Origin of the sequence: Streptomyces odontomachi, assembly GCF_024435355.1 — a bacterium.
GTDB lineage: Bacteria > Actinomycetota > Actinomycetes > Streptomycetales > Streptomycetaceae > Streptomyces > Streptomyces odontomachi.
The window spans coordinates 400,552-417,669 of sequence record NZ_JAMJWG010000004.1 but is presented as its reverse complement, the minus strand read 5'-3'; the positions used below and the strand labels follow the sequence as shown (position 1 = coordinate 417,669).

The 17,118-nt window shown below is 73.5% G+C and carries 14 protein-coding genes; 9 read left to right on the top strand and 5 right to left on the bottom strand.

The features are described from left to right. Positions 1-3: 3 nt before the first annotated feature. Genes NQO67_RS12585 through NQO67_RS12565 form a run of 5 tightly spaced genes read right to left on the bottom strand, consistent with a single transcriptional unit; the run spans position 4 to position 5,521 of the window. The gene (locus NQO67_RS12585) at positions 4-1,011 is read right to left on the bottom strand and encodes a Gfo/Idh/MocA family protein (protein WP_255949952.1); all 1,008 of its coding nucleotides are present in this window, start codon (positions 1,009-1,011) and stop codon (positions 4-6) included. Next, positions 1,008-2,126, bottom strand: a complete 1,119-nt coding sequence (locus NQO67_RS12580) for an Ldh family oxidoreductase (protein ID WP_308295651.1) — start codon at positions 2,124-2,126, stop codon at positions 1,008-1,010. The genes NQO67_RS12585 and NQO67_RS12580 overlap by 4 nt, the downstream gene beginning before the upstream one ends. Continuing rightward, the gene (locus NQO67_RS12575) at positions 2,123-3,541 is read right to left on the bottom strand and encodes a M20/M25/M40 family metallo-hydrolase (protein ID WP_255949951.1); all 1,419 of its coding nucleotides are present in this window, start codon (positions 3,539-3,541) and stop codon (positions 2,123-2,125) included. Before NQO67_RS12575 ends, NQO67_RS12580 begins: the two co-directional genes overlap by 4 nt. Beyond that, positions 3,538-4,500 (bottom strand): sugar phosphate isomerase/epimerase family protein, encoded by a 963-nt coding sequence (locus NQO67_RS12570; protein ID WP_255949950.1) that lies wholly within the window; start codon positions 4,498-4,500, stop codon positions 3,538-3,540. Before NQO67_RS12570 ends, NQO67_RS12575 begins: the two co-directional genes overlap by 4 nt. After that, on the bottom strand, positions 4,490-5,521 hold the full coding sequence (locus NQO67_RS12565; protein WP_255949949.1) for a Gfo/Idh/MocA family oxidoreductase: 1,032 nt from the start codon (positions 5,519-5,521) through the stop codon (positions 4,490-4,492). The genes NQO67_RS12570 and NQO67_RS12565 overlap by 11 nt, the downstream gene beginning before the upstream one ends. A 300-nt stretch (positions 5,522-5,821) precedes the next feature. Here NQO67_RS12565 and NQO67_RS12560 point away from each other — a divergent pair, with 300 nt between their 5' ends. The 9 genes from NQO67_RS12560 (at position 5,822) to NQO67_RS12520 (ending at position 17,104) form a co-directional block, all read left to right on the top strand. Continuing rightward, positions 5,822-6,970 carry a DegT/DnrJ/EryC1/StrS family aminotransferase gene (locus NQO67_RS12560; protein ID WP_308295650.1) on the top strand — a complete coding sequence of 383 codons (1,149 nt, stop codon included), beginning with the start codon at positions 5,822-5,824 and terminating at the stop codon, positions 6,968-6,970. Further along, on the top strand, positions 6,967-8,112 hold the full coding sequence (locus NQO67_RS12555) for a DegT/DnrJ/EryC1/StrS family aminotransferase (RefSeq protein WP_255949948.1): 1,146 nt from the start codon (positions 6,967-6,969) through the stop codon (positions 8,110-8,112). Before NQO67_RS12560 ends, NQO67_RS12555 begins: the two co-directional genes overlap by 4 nt. Before the next feature lie 155 nt (positions 8,113-8,267). Beyond that, a complete protein-coding gene (locus NQO67_RS12550) occupies positions 8,268-8,888 on the top strand; it encodes a class I SAM-dependent methyltransferase (RefSeq protein WP_255949947.1) in 621 nt (206 codons plus the stop codon). A 31-nt stretch (positions 8,889-8,919) separates the two neighbouring features. Next, a complete protein-coding gene (locus NQO67_RS12545) occupies positions 8,920-9,897 on the top strand; it encodes a UbiA family prenyltransferase (protein WP_255949946.1) in 978 nt (325 codons plus the stop codon). After that, a complete protein-coding gene (locus NQO67_RS12540; protein WP_255949945.1) occupies positions 9,894-11,258 on the top strand; it encodes a protoporphyrinogen/coproporphyrinogen oxidase in 1,365 nt (454 codons plus the stop codon). Before NQO67_RS12545 ends, NQO67_RS12540 begins: the two co-directional genes overlap by 4 nt. Then, on the top strand, positions 11,255-12,847 hold the full coding sequence (locus NQO67_RS12535; protein WP_255949944.1) for a class I adenylate-forming enzyme family protein: 1,593 nt from the start codon (positions 11,255-11,257) through the stop codon (positions 12,845-12,847). The genes NQO67_RS12540 and NQO67_RS12535 overlap by 4 nt, the downstream gene beginning before the upstream one ends. Positions 12,848-12,870: 23 nt before the next feature. Continuing rightward, a complete protein-coding gene (locus NQO67_RS12530; protein WP_255949943.1) occupies positions 12,871-13,716 on the top strand; it encodes a methyltransferase in 846 nt (281 codons plus the stop codon). Continuing rightward, positions 13,713-15,458, top strand: a complete 1,746-nt coding sequence (locus tag NQO67_RS12525; RefSeq protein ID WP_255949942.1) for a CoA transferase — start codon at positions 13,713-13,715, stop codon at positions 15,456-15,458. The genes NQO67_RS12530 and NQO67_RS12525 overlap by 4 nt, the downstream gene beginning before the upstream one ends. Further along, positions 15,455-17,104, top strand: coding sequence for a class I adenylate-forming enzyme family protein (locus NQO67_RS12520; RefSeq protein WP_255949941.1), 1,650 nt, complete (start codon positions 15,455-15,457; stop codon positions 17,102-17,104). The genes NQO67_RS12525 and NQO67_RS12520 overlap by 4 nt, the downstream gene beginning before the upstream one ends. Positions 17,105-17,118 lie beyond the last annotated feature (14 nt).

The window sequence follows — 17,118 nt, the reverse complement described above, 5'->3', positions numbered from 1 at the left end:
GATTCACACGGGACTCCCGAACGTTCGAGGGGACGGCTCTTCGGCGCGGTAGGCCGCCGCGACCAGCTCGAGTGCGCTCAGTCCGGCGCGGGGCCCGGGCCCGCCGCCGGCCAGCACCGCGGCGAAGTCCCGGAGGATGCCGACGTACTCGTGCCACAACGACGACTTGAAGCCGGGGTGGCCCGCCAGCAGGTCCGCCCGCAGCACCGTGCCGTCGACCAGGCGTACCGCCAGGTCCTTCGTCTCGCCCGGGTGGGACCAGTCGAGTTCGACGGTGGCCTCGGCACCGCCCGGCGCCCGCAGGCGCACCGTGGCCTGCCGGTCGACACCCGCGGCGTCGCGCTGGAGCGCCGCATCCGTCACCTCGACGTCGCCGAGGAGGAACCGGACGAGGTCGAAGGCGTTGGGGCCGTTGTCCGCCACGCATCCGCCACCGCACCGGCGCGGATCGAGGTACCAGGTGTCCGCCCCGATGTGCTCCTCGATGCGTTCGAGGTAGCGGACCGTCATCGACGCGATCGGAGCCGCGGCGTCCCCGGCGGTCCGGTCGGCGAGTCGGTGCCGCAGCGCCAGCACCGCGGCGTTGTACCGCCGGTGGAAGGCGGTGAACAGCGGCGTGCCACGCTCCCGTGCCAGCCGGTCGAGAGCGCGACCTTCCGCGACCGTCAGGGCGAGCGGCTTCTCGACGCAGACGGGGACGCCGGCGCTCAGGGCGTCCTGGCAGACGGCGGCGTGGGCGTCGTTCGGGACCGTGACGACGACGGCGTCGAGTGCGGCGTCCGCCAGCATCGAGCGGTGCTCCCGGTAGCACGGCACGCGCCCCCGGTGCGGGGCCAGCGCGGCCTCGCGCACGTCGCACACCGCCGCCAGGTCCCAGCCCGGCAGCTGGTCGACGGCGGCGAGGTAGAACGCCGAGATGACACCCAGCCCGACGATGCCGACCCGGTGGGCGGCCGGTTGGGCGGCCGATCGGGTGACTGGTTGCGCGGCCGGTCGGCCGGGGGCCGTCACGCGGCTCCCTCGTCGCTCCGGAGCACACCCAGACCGACCAGCTCGGCGTGCAGGGCGGCGGCGAGCGGGACACCCGTGCGTCGGCGTTCCGCCGCACGTTCGGCCTCCCACCAGCCCGGGTAACGCACCGCAGCGTCCTCGTGCAGGGGCGGGCAGGCGAGCAGGGTGCCGAAGAGCGCACGTGTCGCCGCCAGGAAGTCCGCCTCGGAGCGCAGCGTCCCCGGGGCGATGGCGAGGGCGACGAAGCCGATGTCGTCATCGCTGCCGTGCGGACGGCCGTCGCCGTCCAGCGCCGCGGCGGCCGGCCCGACGGCCGCCCCGGAGAGCACCGCGGACAGCAGCTCCACCACGAGCCCCAGGCCGAACCCCTTGTGGGCGCCGGTCTCGGGATCGCCGCCCAGCCAGCGCAGGTAGGCGTCCCCCGCGTCGAACGCGGCCGGATCGGTCACCGGCTTTCCCTCCCGGTCCGCCAGCCACCCCTCAGGGATGGGCTCGCCGTGCCGGGCTGCGGCGCGGATCCGGCCGGTGGGCACCACGGTCGTGCTCATGTCGAGGACGAACGGGTGCCCGTCGAGCGCGGGCGCGGCGACGCTGAGGGGATTGGTGCCGAGCATGGCGAGCGCGCCCCCCGGCGGACGGGCGATGCGCTGGCCCCCGCAGTTGCTCGCGATCAGGCCGATCATGCCGGCGGACGCGGCGCGGGTCGCGTGGAACCCGGCGCACCCCAGGTGGGTGGCGTTGCGCACGGACACCAGGCCGATCCCGTGCCGCCGTGCGCGGGCCACCGCGGAGTCCATCGCCTCGGCGGCCGCCCACAGCCCGAGCGCGCGCCGGGAGTCGACGAGGGCACAGGCACCCAGGTCGGTGAGGGTGACGGGCTCGGCCACCGGGTCGACCCGTGCGGAGTCGAAGAGCGGCAGGTAAAGGCGGCTGAGGTTGGCGAGACCGTGCGAGTCGAGCCCGGTGAGATCGCCGTAGCACAACGCCGTGGCGGCCGTGGCGGCGCGCGGTGCCGGCACGCCGCGCGCCGCGAAGCAGGCGGCGACGGCGGCATGCAGCTCCTGGTGGTCGACCAGCACGGTCGGTCGGGTGTCGGCGTCTTGCCGGTGGCTCACGTGGACGTCCTTTCCGGGGTTTCAGGGCTCTCTCTGGCTTCTGGGTCTTCTGGGCTGTCTGAGCTCTCCGGCCTCTCCGGCCTCTCCGGGCCTTCTGGGTCCTCCGGGTGGCGGGACCGCTCGGCGAAGGCGATCAGCAGCCTGGCGACCGTGCCGGCGAACGACTCCAGGTCGGCGAGGTCGGCGAACTCACCCGGCGCATGGGCGCGGTTGGCGTCGAGCGAGCCCGGGCCGAGCACGGTGGTGAAGACGCCGGGCAGCCCCGCCATCCAGATGGCGTCGCAGGTGAAGGCGGGTTCGTGGTCGGGCCACCGGGCGACGCCGGCACGGGCCAGCACCTCCTCGGCCCACGGGTCGCCGTTGTCCAGGCACGGCAGCCCGCGTTTGAGCCACTCCAGGCGGGTGACGCGGGCGGCATCGGCGGCGGTGCGCGCGAACCCCGGGAGGGGCGCGAACTGCCGGGCGAAGGCGCGCAGGCCGGAGTCGACCGCGCCGGCGATCGCCCGCTCCGCAGCCGCGCCGTCCGGGGTGGACCCGTAGGCGAGGTTGAGCAGCAGCCGGCCCCGGCCGTAGACCCGGTTGTGCAGGTCCCCGGTGTGCAGTCCCGCGACGCAGACCGCACCGCCCGGCACCCGTACGTCCAGCTCACGCGCCAGGTGCTGGGCCAGGAAGCCGAGCAGCACCGTGGCGTTGTGCCCGGCGGCCGGGCGGTCGTCGACGGCGTCGTCGCCGTCGACCCGCACGCACGCCGTCATCGAGGCCGTGGCCCGGGGGAGGTAGCGGAGCCCGGTGGGCTCGCAGAAGACGTTGAGGCGCCCCACGAGTCCCGCCTCGACCAGCGGGCGCGTCCCGAACGTCCCCATGGCGCCGCCCTCCTCGCCGGAGACCGCCTGGACGAGGACCGCCACATCGCGGCCGATCGCCGGATGCCGTGCGAGCGCCGCCCGGATGCCGGCCAGCAGCGCCACCGCGGGACCCTTGGCGTCGATGGCGCCGCGGCCGGTGAAGCGGACACCGTCGAAGCCCACCGGATGCAGGCCGGCGACGGTGTCGAGGTGCACGTTGAACATGACGGTGGACCCGAGCGGCAGCTCCGGACCCATGCGGAGCACGAGGCTCGGCTGCCGGGCGAGGAAGTCGGGGTCCTCGGCGGCGCGCCGGACCGCGGCCGGCACGTCCGCGCGCCGGACCGCCGCCGCGGGCGGGGAGCCGTGCCGCACGATCCGCATGCCGAGCTTCTCGGCGGCCGTCGCGTAGGAGTGTTGTGCGCGCCGGAGCCCGGCCCCGTCGTCCGCATCGTCACGGCCCGGGGCCTCGAGCGGGTTGACGGTCGGTGTCCGCAGCAGCGTCAGGAGCAACTCCCGGTCGGCGGCCTCGAACAGCGTGCCGCCGTACGGGTACGCGCCTGGCCTCATGTGTCCGCCTCGGCGACCACGGGCCCGGCCGCCCGCGGCGGTGCGTCCGCCGTGGGCCCCGAACGGTCGAGCGCGTCACGCGCCTGTTCGTCGCGGGTCAGCGTGTCCAGGAGCCGCCGCAGTTGCCGGCCGGCGCGCACGAAGGACTCGGCCGCGTCACCGTTCTGCGCCCGCCGCCCCTCGTGCGGCACCGTCGCGAGGTGCGGTTCGAGGGAGAACGCCCCCGCGTACCCGGACCCCAGCAGCAGCCGCAGGCAGTCCATCACCCGCGCCCGGCCGTAGCCCGGCAACGTGTACACCGTGCCGGCCGCCGTCGGAACCGCGTCCTTGACGTGCACGTGGGCGACGTACGGCAGGACCTGTTCCAGCAGCCGGTGGGCGTCGTAACCGTGTGGCACGCCGTTGCCGATGTCGAAGAGCAGGCGCAGCGCGGGGCTGCCCACCTCGTCGAGCAGGCGCCTCGTGCGCTTCCCGCTCCGGCCCGCCCAGCCGGCGCAGTTCTCGTGCAGCAGGGTGACCCCGCACCGCTCCGCACGCACGGCGAGACGGGAGATCCGGTCGATGGCGTGCCGCGCCCAATCGCGCTCCGCCAGGCCGTCGTTGGGATACGACATGATGCGGACGTAACGGCAGCCCAGCAGGGTGCACCACTGTGCGAGGGTCTCCAGTTCGGCGACGTCGTCGTCGAAGGAACCGGTGATGGGCCGCCCCCAGTTGCCGATGCGGGAGGCGAGGCAGACCACACGGACCCGCGCGGCACGGAGGCGCTCGGCGAGGGTGCCCGCGGCGTCGGGGGTGAGGTCGGCGACCGCGGTGCCGTTCACGGTCCGCAGCTCCACCGTTGACCAGTTCAGCCGGCGCAGCGCGGCGAGCTGCCCGTCGAGTCCGACCGCCGCCTCGTCACCGATGCCTGCCAGCCGGTCCACGGGAAAGCGCTGATCAAGCCGGTCAAGGGGCATGGCACGTGGTCTCTTTCGCGTTGGCGAGTGCGGTCTTCGCGTCCTCCGAGCGGCGGCAGCGTTCCTTGGCGGCGCACAGCAGCCGGGCCGCCTCACGGTGCGGCGTGAAATCCGCCCTGCGGCCGGTCAGGAAGCGCCGGTAGGCCCGCCGCACGAAGGCGGTGAGCGAGTCGTCCCGGAAGATCCGGACGTGCCGCTCCTGGGCCGTCTCGGTCACCAACTGGGCGTGGTCGTCGTGCTCGCTGAGCGGGAAGTGGCCGGTGGCGGTGGCGCGTTCGAACCGGAGCGTGAAGCTGCGCTGCTGGATCGGCGAGGTGAGGTCGGAGACGATCTCGGTCCGCACCCCCGAGGCGTGCGCCAGCGTGAGTCGGGTGCCTCCCATACGGGCGCGCACGACGTCCCCGCAGCGCATCTCGTCCCATCCCGCGGTGAGCAGCCGGGCGGGTCCCGCCAGGTCGAGGACGACGCCGAGCGAGTGCGGGATCTCCACGTCCAGGGCGCTGGGATGGCCCTCGTCGGTCGCCTCGGTCACCAAGGTGCGCAGGAAGCGGGGCTTGTGCTGGGCGACGTCGATGGAGCCCAGCGGGCCGAAGGCCTTCTCCCGCACCAGCCCGCGCAGTTCGCGCGTGAGGTCGGCGGCCAGCCACTGGGTCACGACCTCCATGTCGAGGTCGTACCGCAGGCGCAGCCGGAGGATCTCGTCGAGTGCCGCGTGGTCGATCGCCAGCGGTTTGTCGACGAGCAGTCTGGTGAACCCGCGCTCGGCCAGCTCGGCGATCACGGCCGGGCGGGTGGCCGGCGGGGTGCAGACATGGACGACGGTGGTGGCGGGCGTGAGCAGGCGCGCGGCATCGGCGAGCGACCGGGTGACCGTGACGCCGCGCAGCTCCCGGCCCGCTTCCGGGCGCGGGTCGCAGGCGACGGGAGGGCCGGTGGGTATGCGTTGCAGAACCTTCAGGTGCAGCCCGGCTCCGGAGCGGCCCAGGCCGACGATCAGGGGTTGGAGTACGGGGGGCGCCATCATCCTCCGTCAAGGCGACCGGTGCTGTCGGCCGACTCTCGCGCGGTGACGGAAGGGCGAGCAAGTAATGCCAGCATCTAATAACTCGAAAGAGGGAAGATGGTTCGCCGTCCGGTCATGACGCGGGGCAACGGGGTAATCCTGGTGCCGAAGCGACCTGAGGGCGTGCGATAACTGCCCCGCCTGTCGCTGCTTTCGGTACTCCGTGACGGTGCACATGCCAAGCGGACGTTTCTGCCTCACGTATATACGAAGACGCTCTGGGGGGCTACACCGGTGATCCCGTTCTTCTCGCAGACGGTGACTTTCGAACGGCTGTGGCCGCTGATCGAGAAGCATGTGGGAGAGGTCTTCGACAACGGAAAATTTTCGCACGGCCGCCAGGTGGCTGAATTGGAACAGGCGTTGGCGGCGTACACCGGTGCCCGGTACGCCATCGGCGTCAACAGCGGAACGGACGCGCTGGTCCTCCTCCTACGCGCCTGCGGCCTGCGCCCCGGGGACGGCGTGCTGGTGCCCGCCTATTCCTTCGTGGCCACCGCCACCTCGGTGGTGCTCGCCGGAGGGCGACCCGAGTTCGTGGACATCGACCCGACGACCTACGCCATGGACCCTGACGCGCTGGCCCGCGCCACCACGCCGGCAAGCCGGTTCGTCATGCCGGCGCACCTGTTCTGCCAGATGGCCGACATGGCGGCGCTGGCCGACGTCGCCGCCCACCACGGGCTGACGCTCCTCGAGGACAGCGCCGAGGCGATCGGCATGCGGCAACACGGCAGCCACGCGGGCCTGCACGGCCGGGGCGGCGTGCTGTCGTTCTTCCCGAGCAAGACCCTCGGTGCGCTCGGGGACGCCGGCGCCGTGCTCACCGACGACCGGGAGATCGCCGATCTCGTCTCGGGCCTGCGCCACCACGGCAGATGTGCACCGACGCTCGACGACTTCCCCCGGATTTCGACGGAAACCACGGTCCCGGGGACGAACAGCAAGATGGACGACATCCAGGCGGCCATTCTGCTGGCCAAACTCAGCTGTCTGGAAAGTGACATCGCCCGGCGCGCAGAGCTGGCCGACGCATACCGCGAGCGTCTCACCGGTGTACCGGGAATCATCCGCCTGCCCGAGGTGGTCGAACGCGGGACGGATTCCGCACATGTCTTCTATGTTTATCTGATAGAAGTCGAGCGCCGTGACGCGCTCGTCGACCATCTGACGGGCCGGGGCATCGCAACCGAGATCTATTATCCCGTACCCCTGCACCTCCAGCCCTGTTTCGCGGAACTCGGCCATTCCCGCGGCGACTTCCCGCACGCCGAGGCGGCCAGCGAGCACGCGGTGGCGTTGCCCTTCTATCCGGATCTCACCGTCGACCAGATCGACCACGTCTGCGAGGCGGTGCGCGCGTTCTCCACGACAACCGCCATCCCGGCATCCCGGAGGGGACGATGACGGTGGCGAGCCGGCCGCATCCGCAGGCCATCGAGTTCTTCCCGTCCGACCTCTTCGAAGAAGACCGTGCGGTCATGCTCGAGACGATCCGCCGGATCGGGCTCGCACCCGAGCAGCGCTTCATCCTCGGCGCGCACACCCGGCACTTCGAGGAGCTGCTCCGCGAGTCCCTCGGCGCCGCGGACGTGGTCGCCTGCGCAAGCGGCACGTCCGGGCTCGACCTCATCCTGACCGCCATGGACGTGGGCCCCGGGGACGAGGTGGTGGTGCCCGCCTTCGGCTGTGCCCCGCTGGCCGCCTCCGTGGTGCGGGTGGGAGCCACGCCGGTGTTCGCCGACATCCACCCGCACACCATGGTCGCCGACCCCGACGAGGTGGAGCGCCGGATCACCGGCCGTACCAGGGCGATCATGCCCGCGCACATGTTCTCCGTCATGGCCGACATGCCGCGGTTCGTCGCACTCGCCCAGCGGCATCACGTCCGCCTGATCGAGGACTCCGCGGTCGCGCAGGGAGCGGTGCTGAACGGCACGCCCGCAGGACTCTGGGGCGAGGCCGGAGTCTACTCGTTCGTCCAGGTCAAGGCGGGTGGGATGCCCGGCGAGGGCGGGGTGGTGGTGACCCGGGACGCCGACATCGGGCAGCGGGTGCGGATGCTGCGCAACCACGGACAGGACGGCACACGGCGCTTCGTCCACCACCTCGTCGGCAGCAACAGCAGGTTCGACGAGATCCAGGCCGCGTTCCAGGTCCACCGCATGGCCGGCCTGGCCGGGCGCCTGGAGCGCCGGGCGGCCATCGCCCGCTACTACACCGACCGGTTCTCAGCCCTGGCGGAGCACGGCCTGGTACCACCGCCCCCCGGCAGCGACGGCCGCTGCTACTACGTGTACACGCTGCTCGCCCAGCACCGCGACGCCCTGCGGGCCCACCTCACGCGGCAGGGCATCGCCTGCCACGTCTACTACCCGCAACCCCTGCCCCACCAGGCGGCGTTCACCCCGTTCAGCAGGCCGGGCGACCAGTGGCCGCACGCGGAGCGGGCGAGCGCGCGGATCCTGTCGCTGCCCGTGCATCCCCAGCTGAGCGACGCCCAGGTCGAGCGCATCGCCGATGCGGTGTGTGCGTTCGCGCACCAGTGAGTCCCCCTGCCCGTTTCAGCCCCTGGCCCGCAGGTGGGCGGGCGCCTGCGGGCCCCCCTGCTCCGTCAGAGCCGGGGGATGTTCGATGCGAAGGAGTCTGTGTGCCAGCCCATGTGCAAACTACGACGGACGAACCGGCTGCGACCCAGGAGGACGTGGCACGGGAGTGGGCGCGCCGCGCCGAACGCCAGGGCCTGGCGCGGGTGATGCGCGCGTCCCAACCCACCCCGCTCAACTCCCGGGTGACCGCGGCCACCCGGGACATCGTCGCCGACTACCTGCGCACCGCCGCGGCGGACCTCGGCAGGCCGGTGGCGTCCGCGCTGGAGGTCGGGTGCGGAGTCGGACGGCTGACGCCGACGCTGGCCGGCCACGCCGAGCACGTCACCGCGATCGACATGACGCCCCGGATGCTCGACGCCGCGCGGTCGGCGTGCGCCGGCCTGGACCACGTGGACTTCCGTCTGGCGCGGGCCGAGGAACTGCCCTGGCGCGGGGGCACCTTCGACGTCAGCGTCTCCGTCTGGGTGCTGATGCACCTGCTGGACGGGGAGCAGCTGTCCCAGGTCTGCGCGTCCCTCGCCGCAGCCAGCCGGTATCTCGTGCTCATCGAGTACGAGGGCGCCCGGATCCCGGTCAGCCGATGGTCCCGACTGCGCTCGCTCGACACCTATCTCGCCCTGATGAACGGCGCGCAGGTCGTCGAGGAGCGGTCCCTGGACTACGGCGGCGACCGGTCCACGGCGGCCCTGGTCCGGTTCCCCCACCCGGCGTGAGCCGGGGCCACGACCATTGGGAGCAGAGCAGATGACCCATCCCATCGCGGCCCGCCCGCATGCCGTCGGCAGCGACCGCCCCGGCAGCCGGCTGCGCAGCTACGCCCGACTCGGCAAGCTCGACGTCTACGACTACTACCTCAGCATCGTCCTGGTCCTGTCGGCGGTGCTGCTGCCCACCGCGCGGTTCGCTGCCGCGGACACCGGGACGCTCGTCGTGTTCCTGGTCGGCGAGATCTTCGTGATGATGGGTCTCGTCGCGTTCGACGACCTGACCGGCTTCCTGGACGGCAGCGACCTCGTCAACTACGGCCCGGACAACCCCCGGCGCAGGAAGTCACGCAAACCCCTGGTGGCGGGGGCGCTGAGCCCCCGCGAAGCGCTGGCCTTCGCCTGGGTCACCACCGCGATCGGGGGCCTGGTGTGGGCGGCTGCCCTGGCCATCGCCCCGCACCGGCCGCTGTGGACCGTGGTGCTGATCGTGGCCCTGTTCGCGATCTCCCCGCAGTACTCCTACGGGGTGAAGATCAGCTACCACGGATTCCAGGAGGCGTTCCTCGTCCTGCTGGGCGGCGCGCTGGTGATGGCGCCGTACGGCCTGGTGACGGGCGAGTACTCCGCGTTCGTGCTGGTCCAGGGCGTGCTCTTCGGCTTCGGACCGCTGATGTTCGGCGTCTACTCCAACACCAACGACGTCGAAGGGGACCGCAGCGTCGGGCGGCCGACGGTGGCGGCCCTGGTGTCGCCACGCGGGAACGCCCTCTTCATCGGGTGCCTGTCCGCGGCGGAGTTCCTGCTGGGCGCACTCTCCTCGGCGGTCGGGATCGCCCCCTGGTGGTTCGTCCTGGTGATGCTGCCGGCGACGGTGTGGCGGCTGCGGCAGTACCTCGCCGGCTTCCGGCAGGGCGACATCATGCTCGCCCGCAAACGCGGGTTCACGGTGCACCGCCTCAGCGTGGTGCTCCTGATCGCCGCGAACCTCATGGCCGGTTGGGGGGTCGCCGGATGAGCCCCGATCTCGACGTCGCCGTGGTCGGCGGAGGCATCGCCGGCCTGACCACCGCGTACGAGTTGCAACGCGCCGGCCTGACCGTCCGGGTGTACGAGGAGCTCGCGCACGTCGGTGGCCGCATGCACAGCTTCCGGCACGACGGTTACACCGTCGACGAGGGCGCCGAGCAGATCCCGGAGCAGGGCTACCGCGCGACCTGGGAGCTGCTGCGGCGGCTGGGCGTGCCGATGAGCGAGGTGCCGCGCATCGGGAGTTCCATCGGCATGTGGCGCGACGGACGCGCTCACCCGGGGGTCGCGGAGACGTCAGCGGTGCTGGGCGGCGCCGGCCTCTCGCCACGGGCCAGGCTGGACCTCGCGCGCTTCCTGGTGTCGGCCGGGTGCCGCCGCCATGCGTTCGACGGTGACCATCCGGAGCTGACCCCGCTGGGCGCGGCGACGCTGCGGGAGTTCGCCGCGCGCTACCACCCCGACCTGCACGACTATCTCCTCCAGCCGGTCGCCGGTGGCTTCTTCGGCTGGGACACGGCGCGTTCCACGGCCGCGCCGATGGTGAGCCTGCTCCTCGCGGTGGGGCATCCGGCCGGCTGGCGTACCTACCGGGACGGCATGGACCTGCTGGCCCGTCGCCTCGCCGAAGGGCTCGACGTCGTCACCGGCAGCACCGTCCACGAGGTCACCGCCGACGGCGAGGGCGCACGGGTGCGCGTCGACGACTCCGTCGTCACGGCGCGTTCGGCGGTGTTGTGCGTGCCCGCACCGATCGCCGCCCGGCTGCACCCGGGCGCCCCGCAGGACGTGACCGCATACCTCCAGGCCTGCACGTTCACGCCGACGTTGAAGGTCAGCTGCCTGCTCCGGAGACCGCTCGCACCGGAGTCGAGCAGGCCGCTGTACTGCCTGCTCACGCCCGAGAAGGAGGAGAGCGTGCTGGCCGGCGTCATCGTCGACCACGTCAAGCACCCGCAGCGGGTACCGGCGGGCAAGGGCCTGCTGACCCTCATGGCCGGCGCCGCCACCATCCCGGAGCTCCTGCAAGCGCCGGAACAGCAGGTCATCGACCGCCTCACCGGCGCCGCACGGCGCTATGTGCCCGGACTCGAATCGGCGGACGCGCGGTACTTCGTGCACCGTTTCGTGCACGGTCTGCCGGAAGCGACCCCCGAAGCGCTGCGGCTGAGGGCCCGTTTCATGGCGCGCGAGGTCGGGCCGGTGGAGTACGCCGGCGACTGGGTGATGCTGCGGCCGGCCAGCGAAGGCGCCGTGCGCGCCGGGGCGCTCGCCGCGTCCCGGGTGCTCAGCCGGCTCCGCGGACACCGCGCGCCCGACCGGCCCACCGCATGGGAGAAGGCCTCATGAAACCCCACGACATGGGCGTGCTCTTCGACGAGTGCGCCGCACGCGGCCCGGGAACGAGCGTCCACCTGGACCGGCCCTTCGACATCGCCGCGGACGGCGGCACGCAGTACACCGTCGCCGAGCTGGCCGCCCTCGTCCAGGACGCGGCGGGCTGGCTCGCCGCAGCCGGAGCCGGCCGGGGCGACCGGGTGGCGATCGTCAAGGACAACCACTGGGACTACGACCTGCTCGCCTGCGCCGCGGTGCGGATCGGAGCCGTTCCCGCCCAGCTCTCCGCCCACCTGCCGGGCGGCGCGCTGCGGACCCTGCTGCAACGTCTCGCGCCCACGCTGCTCGTCACCACCACGGGCCTGCTCGCCCGGGCCCGGGACGAGGGCGCCGACCTCACCCCGCTCGCCGGCACCACCGTCACGCTGGACGGCACGGCACCCGACGCGCTCGGCCTCGACGACCTCAAGGGACACACCGCCCCCGGGCCACAGCGCCGGCACGACGACCAGCCCCTGGTGATCAACCACACGTCGGGCACGACGGGCGTGCCCAAGCTGGTGGTGCACTCGACCCGGACGATCATCCGCAAGCTGGCGCGGTTCGAGAGCGTGCGCTACCCGAGGATCGGGCTGCGGCGCGAGGACACCCTGGGCAACGCGAGCGCGTTCGCGCACGGCAGGACGTTCTGCTGGACCGCGAGCGCCCTGTGCATGGCACCGCGGAAGATCGTGATCATCACGGGACAGGACCTCCATCGCGCCGACCCGGTGCTCCGCGCCCATCCCCCCACCGTCTTCGAGGCGCTGCCCGCCACGTTCGTCCGCTTCGAGCCGCTCACCGAGCGCCTGGACAACCCCTTCCGGCACGTCCGCACGTTCGCCAGCACCTACGACGCCATGCACGCCCCGACGATCCGCGCCTACCTGGCGGCCAGCCGGCACCCCCGGCCGGTGTGGATGCAGGGCTGGGGGCAGACCGAGACCGGCCCGCTGACCTTCCGGTTCCTCACCCGGCGCACGGTGTCGGCGGAACTCTCCCAGCCCACCACCCGCAACCTGGGCCGCCCCGTCCCGGTCAAGACCCGGCTGCGCGTGGTCGACCCGGACACCTTCGAGCGGCTGCCGCGCGGACGGACGGGGCTGCTGCTGGCGCGCACCGCCGCCCGCGGCCTCGACTACGTGGGCGAGACGGAACGCTGGAGTGCCAAGCGGGCCGGCGGCTGGTGGAACACCGGCGACATGGGCGTCCGCAACCGCGACGGCAGCGTCCGGCTGCTCGACCGCGAGGTCGACCACGTGCCCGACCTGAGCTGCCTGGAGACCGAGGACATCCTCGAAGAACGGCTGCCGCAGGCCCTCGAGTGCATCGTGCTCGGCACCCGGGGCGGACCACCCCTGCCCGTCGTCGTCACGCCCGACGGCGCCCTGGACGGGGGCAGCTGGCGGCGCGCCTCCTACGACCTGCCGCCGCTCCAGCCGCCGACCGTCCTCACCTGGGAGCAGGTGCCGCGCACCGGCACCGGCAAGGTACGGCGCGACGAGCTGACCCGCCTGCTCACGGGTTCCGTGGAGACCTCGGGATCGGGCCGATGGACCTGAGAGAAGGAAACGGAGCAACCCGGGTGCCCCCGTCACCGTCACCGCAGGCCGGCCTCGTCGAGGGGCCCGGCTACGTCTTCGACAACGACAGCACGCACAGCCACGAGCAGCATGCCTGCCTGACCACCGCCTACGACCCGATCACCCTCGAAAGGCTGGCCGCCACCGGTGTCACCGCCGGCTGGCGCTGCCTGGACGTCGGCGCCGGCGGCGGCAGCGTGGCACGCTGGCTGGCCGAACGCGTCGCCCCGAGCGGTGAGGTGACGGCCACCGACATCAAGCCGCACCACCTCGCGCACCTCGCCGAGCAGCCCGGCCTGGTCGTCCTCGCGCACGACGTGGTGGCCGACCCGCTGCCCGAGGCGGCCTACGACCTCATCGTCGCCCGGCTCGTCCTGCAACACCTGCCGGAACGTGACGCGGTGCTCCGCAAGCTGGTCCGGGCCCTCAAGCCGGGCGGCACGCTCCAGATCGACGAGCTCGACGCCTCCTACGAGCCACCGCTGCTCACACCCGACGACGCCACCGCGGAGCTGTACCGGACGTTCCTGCGCGCCAAGGCCGGCGCGCTGCGGGCGCGCGGCGGGGACCCGCACTGGGGCCAACGGGTACCGGCCGCCATGCGCGCCGCCGGGCTCGTCGACATCGACCCACGCCCCTACCTGCGGCTACGCAGCGCCGGCACAGCCGAACTGCGCCTGCAACTGCACCACACCCACCACCTGCGGGAGCGGCTGATCGCCGCAGGGCTGACCGAGCGCCAGCTGGACGAGGTGCGCGAGCTGCTGCTCAGCCCGGCCTTCTGCGCCGTCTCCAGCACCCTGTACTCGGTGCAGGGTCGCCGCCCCGAGGGGGTGACCGGCCGATGACGACGCACGTGGCGCGCCCGCGCGGGGACAGCGTGCGGTCCGCCGGGCCGCAGGTCGCTGCGGACCTCGCCGCCCGGCTGCTGGGGACGGTGCCGTTCACCGCCGCCATCGGCTCCGTCGCCCACGAGATCGACTGGGCTGGCCCGGTGGACCTGCCGCTGGCGGAGGAGCGGGCGGTGCAGGCGGCCTGCGGAATCATGCACGTGCACGGCCGGGCGGTCGGGCGGCCCACCCCGCTCGCCGTCGACTACGCCGCCACCGCCGCGGGGGTGCTCGCGGCGCAGGGGGTGCTCGCCGCGCTCATCGCACGCGCCCGTGGCCTGCGCGTCGACGGGGTGCGCACCTCGGTGGGCCAGGCGGCGCTGTTCACGCTCACCCAGTACCTCGCCGCGGCCACCGCAGCGGACGACGACGAGGTGGAGTACCTGGCGCCCGGCACGGCGATGTTCACCTCGGCGGACGGGGTGCGCTTCGAATGCGAGACGCTCGACCCGCAGCCCTGGCTCGACTTCTGGACGCACCTGGGCGTGGACCGCGGCACCGCAGGGCGCGGCTGGCGCCCCTTCCAGACCCGCTACGCGACCGCCACCTGCCCCCTGCCCGAAGCGCTCCACGACACCCTGCGGCAGCTGCCGTTCGCCGCCGTGCAGGAAGCCGCCGCCGCGGCGGGCGTCGGCGTGCTGCCCGTCCGGCACGAACCGGAGCCGCCGGTGGCCACCCCACCGTGGACGTGCGCGCCCTTCCCCGGCTGGCCGCGACGCGCCCGGCTCCCGGCAGCCGCGCCGGCCGGCGCCGCACCGGACAGGCCGCTGGCCGGACTGCGGGTCGTCGAGTCGACGCGGCGGGTGCAGGGGCCCATGGCCGGGCATGTCCTGCGGCTGCTCGGCGCGCAGGTGACCCGCATCGAGCCGCCGGGCGGTGACCCCATGCGCGGCATCCCCCCGATGGCGGGCGGCTGCTCGGCCCGGTTCAGCGCGCTCAACGCCGGCAAGGACGTCGTCGAGATCGACCTCGCCTCGGAGCCGGGGCGCAAGGCCGCCCGCGAACTCGTCGCCGACGCCGATGTCTTCCTGCACAACTGGGCGCCGGGCCGGGCGCGGCGCTGGCGGCTGGACGCCGACGACGTCGGCGGTACCCGACCCGACCTGGTGTACGCCTGGTGCTCCGGGTGGGGCGACGGGTTCGGCGCCGCGCCGCCGCTCGGGACGGACTTCCTGGTGCAGGCGGGCGGCGGCCTCGCCGCCGCGGTGCGTCCCGCCGACGAGCCGGCGGCCGTGTCGCTCATGACGCTCTCGGACGTGCTGGGCGGCCTGGTGTGCGCGACGGGCGTGCTGGCCGCGCTGCTCGGCCGGGTGCGCACGGGCCGCGGCGGGCGGGTGGACTCCTCCCTCTACTCCGCGGCCACCCTCATCCCGCGCCCGTCCCGCAGACCGCACTGGACCCCGCTGGACCGCCCCGTGCCGACCGCGGACGGCCACCTGTGGTTGGGCCGTGCGGCCCGGGCACGTCCGGACCGGCTGGCGAAGGCCGTGGGCCTGCACCCGGACGCGGACCTCGCCGAGATCGCCGCGCTTTTCCCCACCTCGACGGCGCAGGACTGGCTCTCCCGGCTGGCCGGCGCGGGCCTGACCGCCACCCCGGTCTGCACGGACCTGCGCCGGCTGCCCGGCGATCCGGCCTTCGCGGATGCCCTCGCCCTGGCCGAGTACGCCGTTCCCCGATCCCCCTGGGAGTTCTCTTGAACGATGACGGTGCTGTCTGGACCTCCACCAACGGTGTCGAGATCCGTGACCTGGTGCCCGCCCACGAACGGCGCGCCTGGGTCGAGCAGGGGCTCTGCCCGGGCCGTGACCTCTACACCCTCTTCCGTGAAACGGTACGGAGCCATCCCGCCCGTGCGGCCGTCATCGACCCGTCCGGGACGCTCGACTACGCGGCCCTCGACGCCGAGGTGCGGCGCATCGCGGCCCTGTTCGCCGGGGCGGGGCTCACCGAACGGGACATCGTGGCGATCCGCGTGCCGAACGGCCGGCGGGCGGTGGCGGTCGAACTCGCGGTGGCCGCGCTCGGGGCGGTGGCCCTGCCCTACCCGGCCGGCCGCGGCAACCGGGACACGCTGAGCCTGCTGGGCCGTTCCCGTGCCCGGGCGGCCGTCTTCGCCGACTCGGCCGACGTGGACCTGCGTGCGCAGCTGCCCGACCTGCGGGAGGTGTGGACGTTCGGCGAGAGCCGGCCCGGCGCACGGTCGCTGGACGAGGCCCCCGCCGACCTGGCACCGCCGTGGGAACCCCGGCCGGTGGACGCGGGTGCTCCCGCCCGGATCCTGGTGTCCTCGGGCTCCGAGGCCGAGCCGAAGATGGTCGCCTACTCGCATGACGCGTTCGCCGGCGGCCGGGCGTCGTACGTGCGTGCGCTGCACATCGGGGAGGGTCCGATGCGGGGCCTCATGCTGATGCCGCTGTCCTCGTCCTACGGATCGCTGGGCACCTACGTCACGCTCGCGGCGCTCGGCGGCACGCTGCTGATCCCTCCGTCCGTGCACCCCGCCGCGGCGTTCCGCATGATCACCGAGCATCGCCCCACCCATGTGTTCGGGGTGCCGACCCTGCTGCGCCGGATGGCCGACCACCCCGCCGGGCCCGACGAGGACCTCGGCAGCCTGCGCGCCGTGGTCTCCAGCGCGGCGGACCTGCCGGTGGCCACCGGCGAGGCGTGCCGGGCCCGCTTCGGCCGGCCCGTCATCACCGTGTACGGCTCGTCGGACGGCGTCAACTGCCACACCGCCGCCACCGGTCTGTCGCCGGAGGCCGGCACCGGGCTGCCCGATCCCGCGGTCGCGGAGATCCGCATCGTCGACCCCGACGGCACCCGGCTGGCGCCAGGACAGCCCGGTGAGATCGTCGCCCGTGGCCCCATGACACCCCTGTGCTACGTCGCGGGGGCGGACCTCGACGCCCGCTACCGGACGGCGACGGGGTGGGTGCGCACCGGTGACCGCGGCATGCTGGACCAGCACGGCCGTCTCCATGTCCTCGGCCGGCTGCGGGAGGTGGTCAAGCGCGGCGGCCTCACCATCAGCCCCGCGGAGGTGGAACGGGAGATCGGCACGCATCCCGCCATCGCCGAGGCCGCCTGCGTCGGCGTGCCCGACGCCGACCTGGGGGAGCGGTTGTGCGCCTGCGTCCGCGAGGCACCGGGCACTCGGCCCCTGACCCTCCACGTCCTGACGGCGTTCCTGGAGGGAGAACGTGGCCTCGAGCGCCGCAAGCTGCCCGAACTCCTCCTGCGGGTACCGGAGATGCCCCTCGCGCCGAGCGGGAAGATCTGCCGCCGAACCCTGTCGACCCTCGCCGAACGGCAGGCGGTCAGGCCGACCGGCGAGCGGTGACGGCAGGCCGTGCC

Bases quoted from the DNA above. Each gene is read 5' to 3' on its own strand.
- NQO67_RS12575 (WP_255949951.1), bottom strand. From the start codon at position 3,541: ATGAGGCCAGGCGCGTACCCGTACGGCGGCACGCTGTTCGAGGCCGCC.
- NQO67_RS12570 (WP_255949950.1), bottom strand. From the start codon at position 4,500: ATGCCCCTTGACCGGCTTGATCAGCGCTTTCCCGTGGACCGGCTGGCA.
- NQO67_RS12565 (WP_255949949.1), bottom strand. From the start codon at position 5,521: ATGGCGCCCCCCGTACTCCAACCCCTGATCGTCGGCCTGGGCCGCTCC.
- NQO67_RS12555 (WP_255949948.1), top strand. From the start codon at position 6,967: ATGACGGTGGCGAGCCGGCCGCATCCGCAGGCCATCGAGTTCTTCCCG.
- NQO67_RS12545 (WP_255949946.1), top strand. From the start codon at position 8,920: ATGACCCATCCCATCGCGGCCCGCCCGCATGCCGTCGGCAGCGACCGC.
- NQO67_RS12540 (WP_255949945.1), top strand. From the start codon at position 9,894: ATGAGCCCCGATCTCGACGTCGCCGTGGTCGGCGGAGGCATCGCCGGC.
- NQO67_RS12535 (WP_255949944.1), top strand. From the start codon at position 11,255: ATGAAACCCCACGACATGGGCGTGCTCTTCGACGAGTGCGCCGCACGC.
- NQO67_RS12525 (WP_255949942.1), top strand. From the start codon at position 13,713: ATGACGACGCACGTGGCGCGCCCGCGCGGGGACAGCGTGCGGTCCGCC.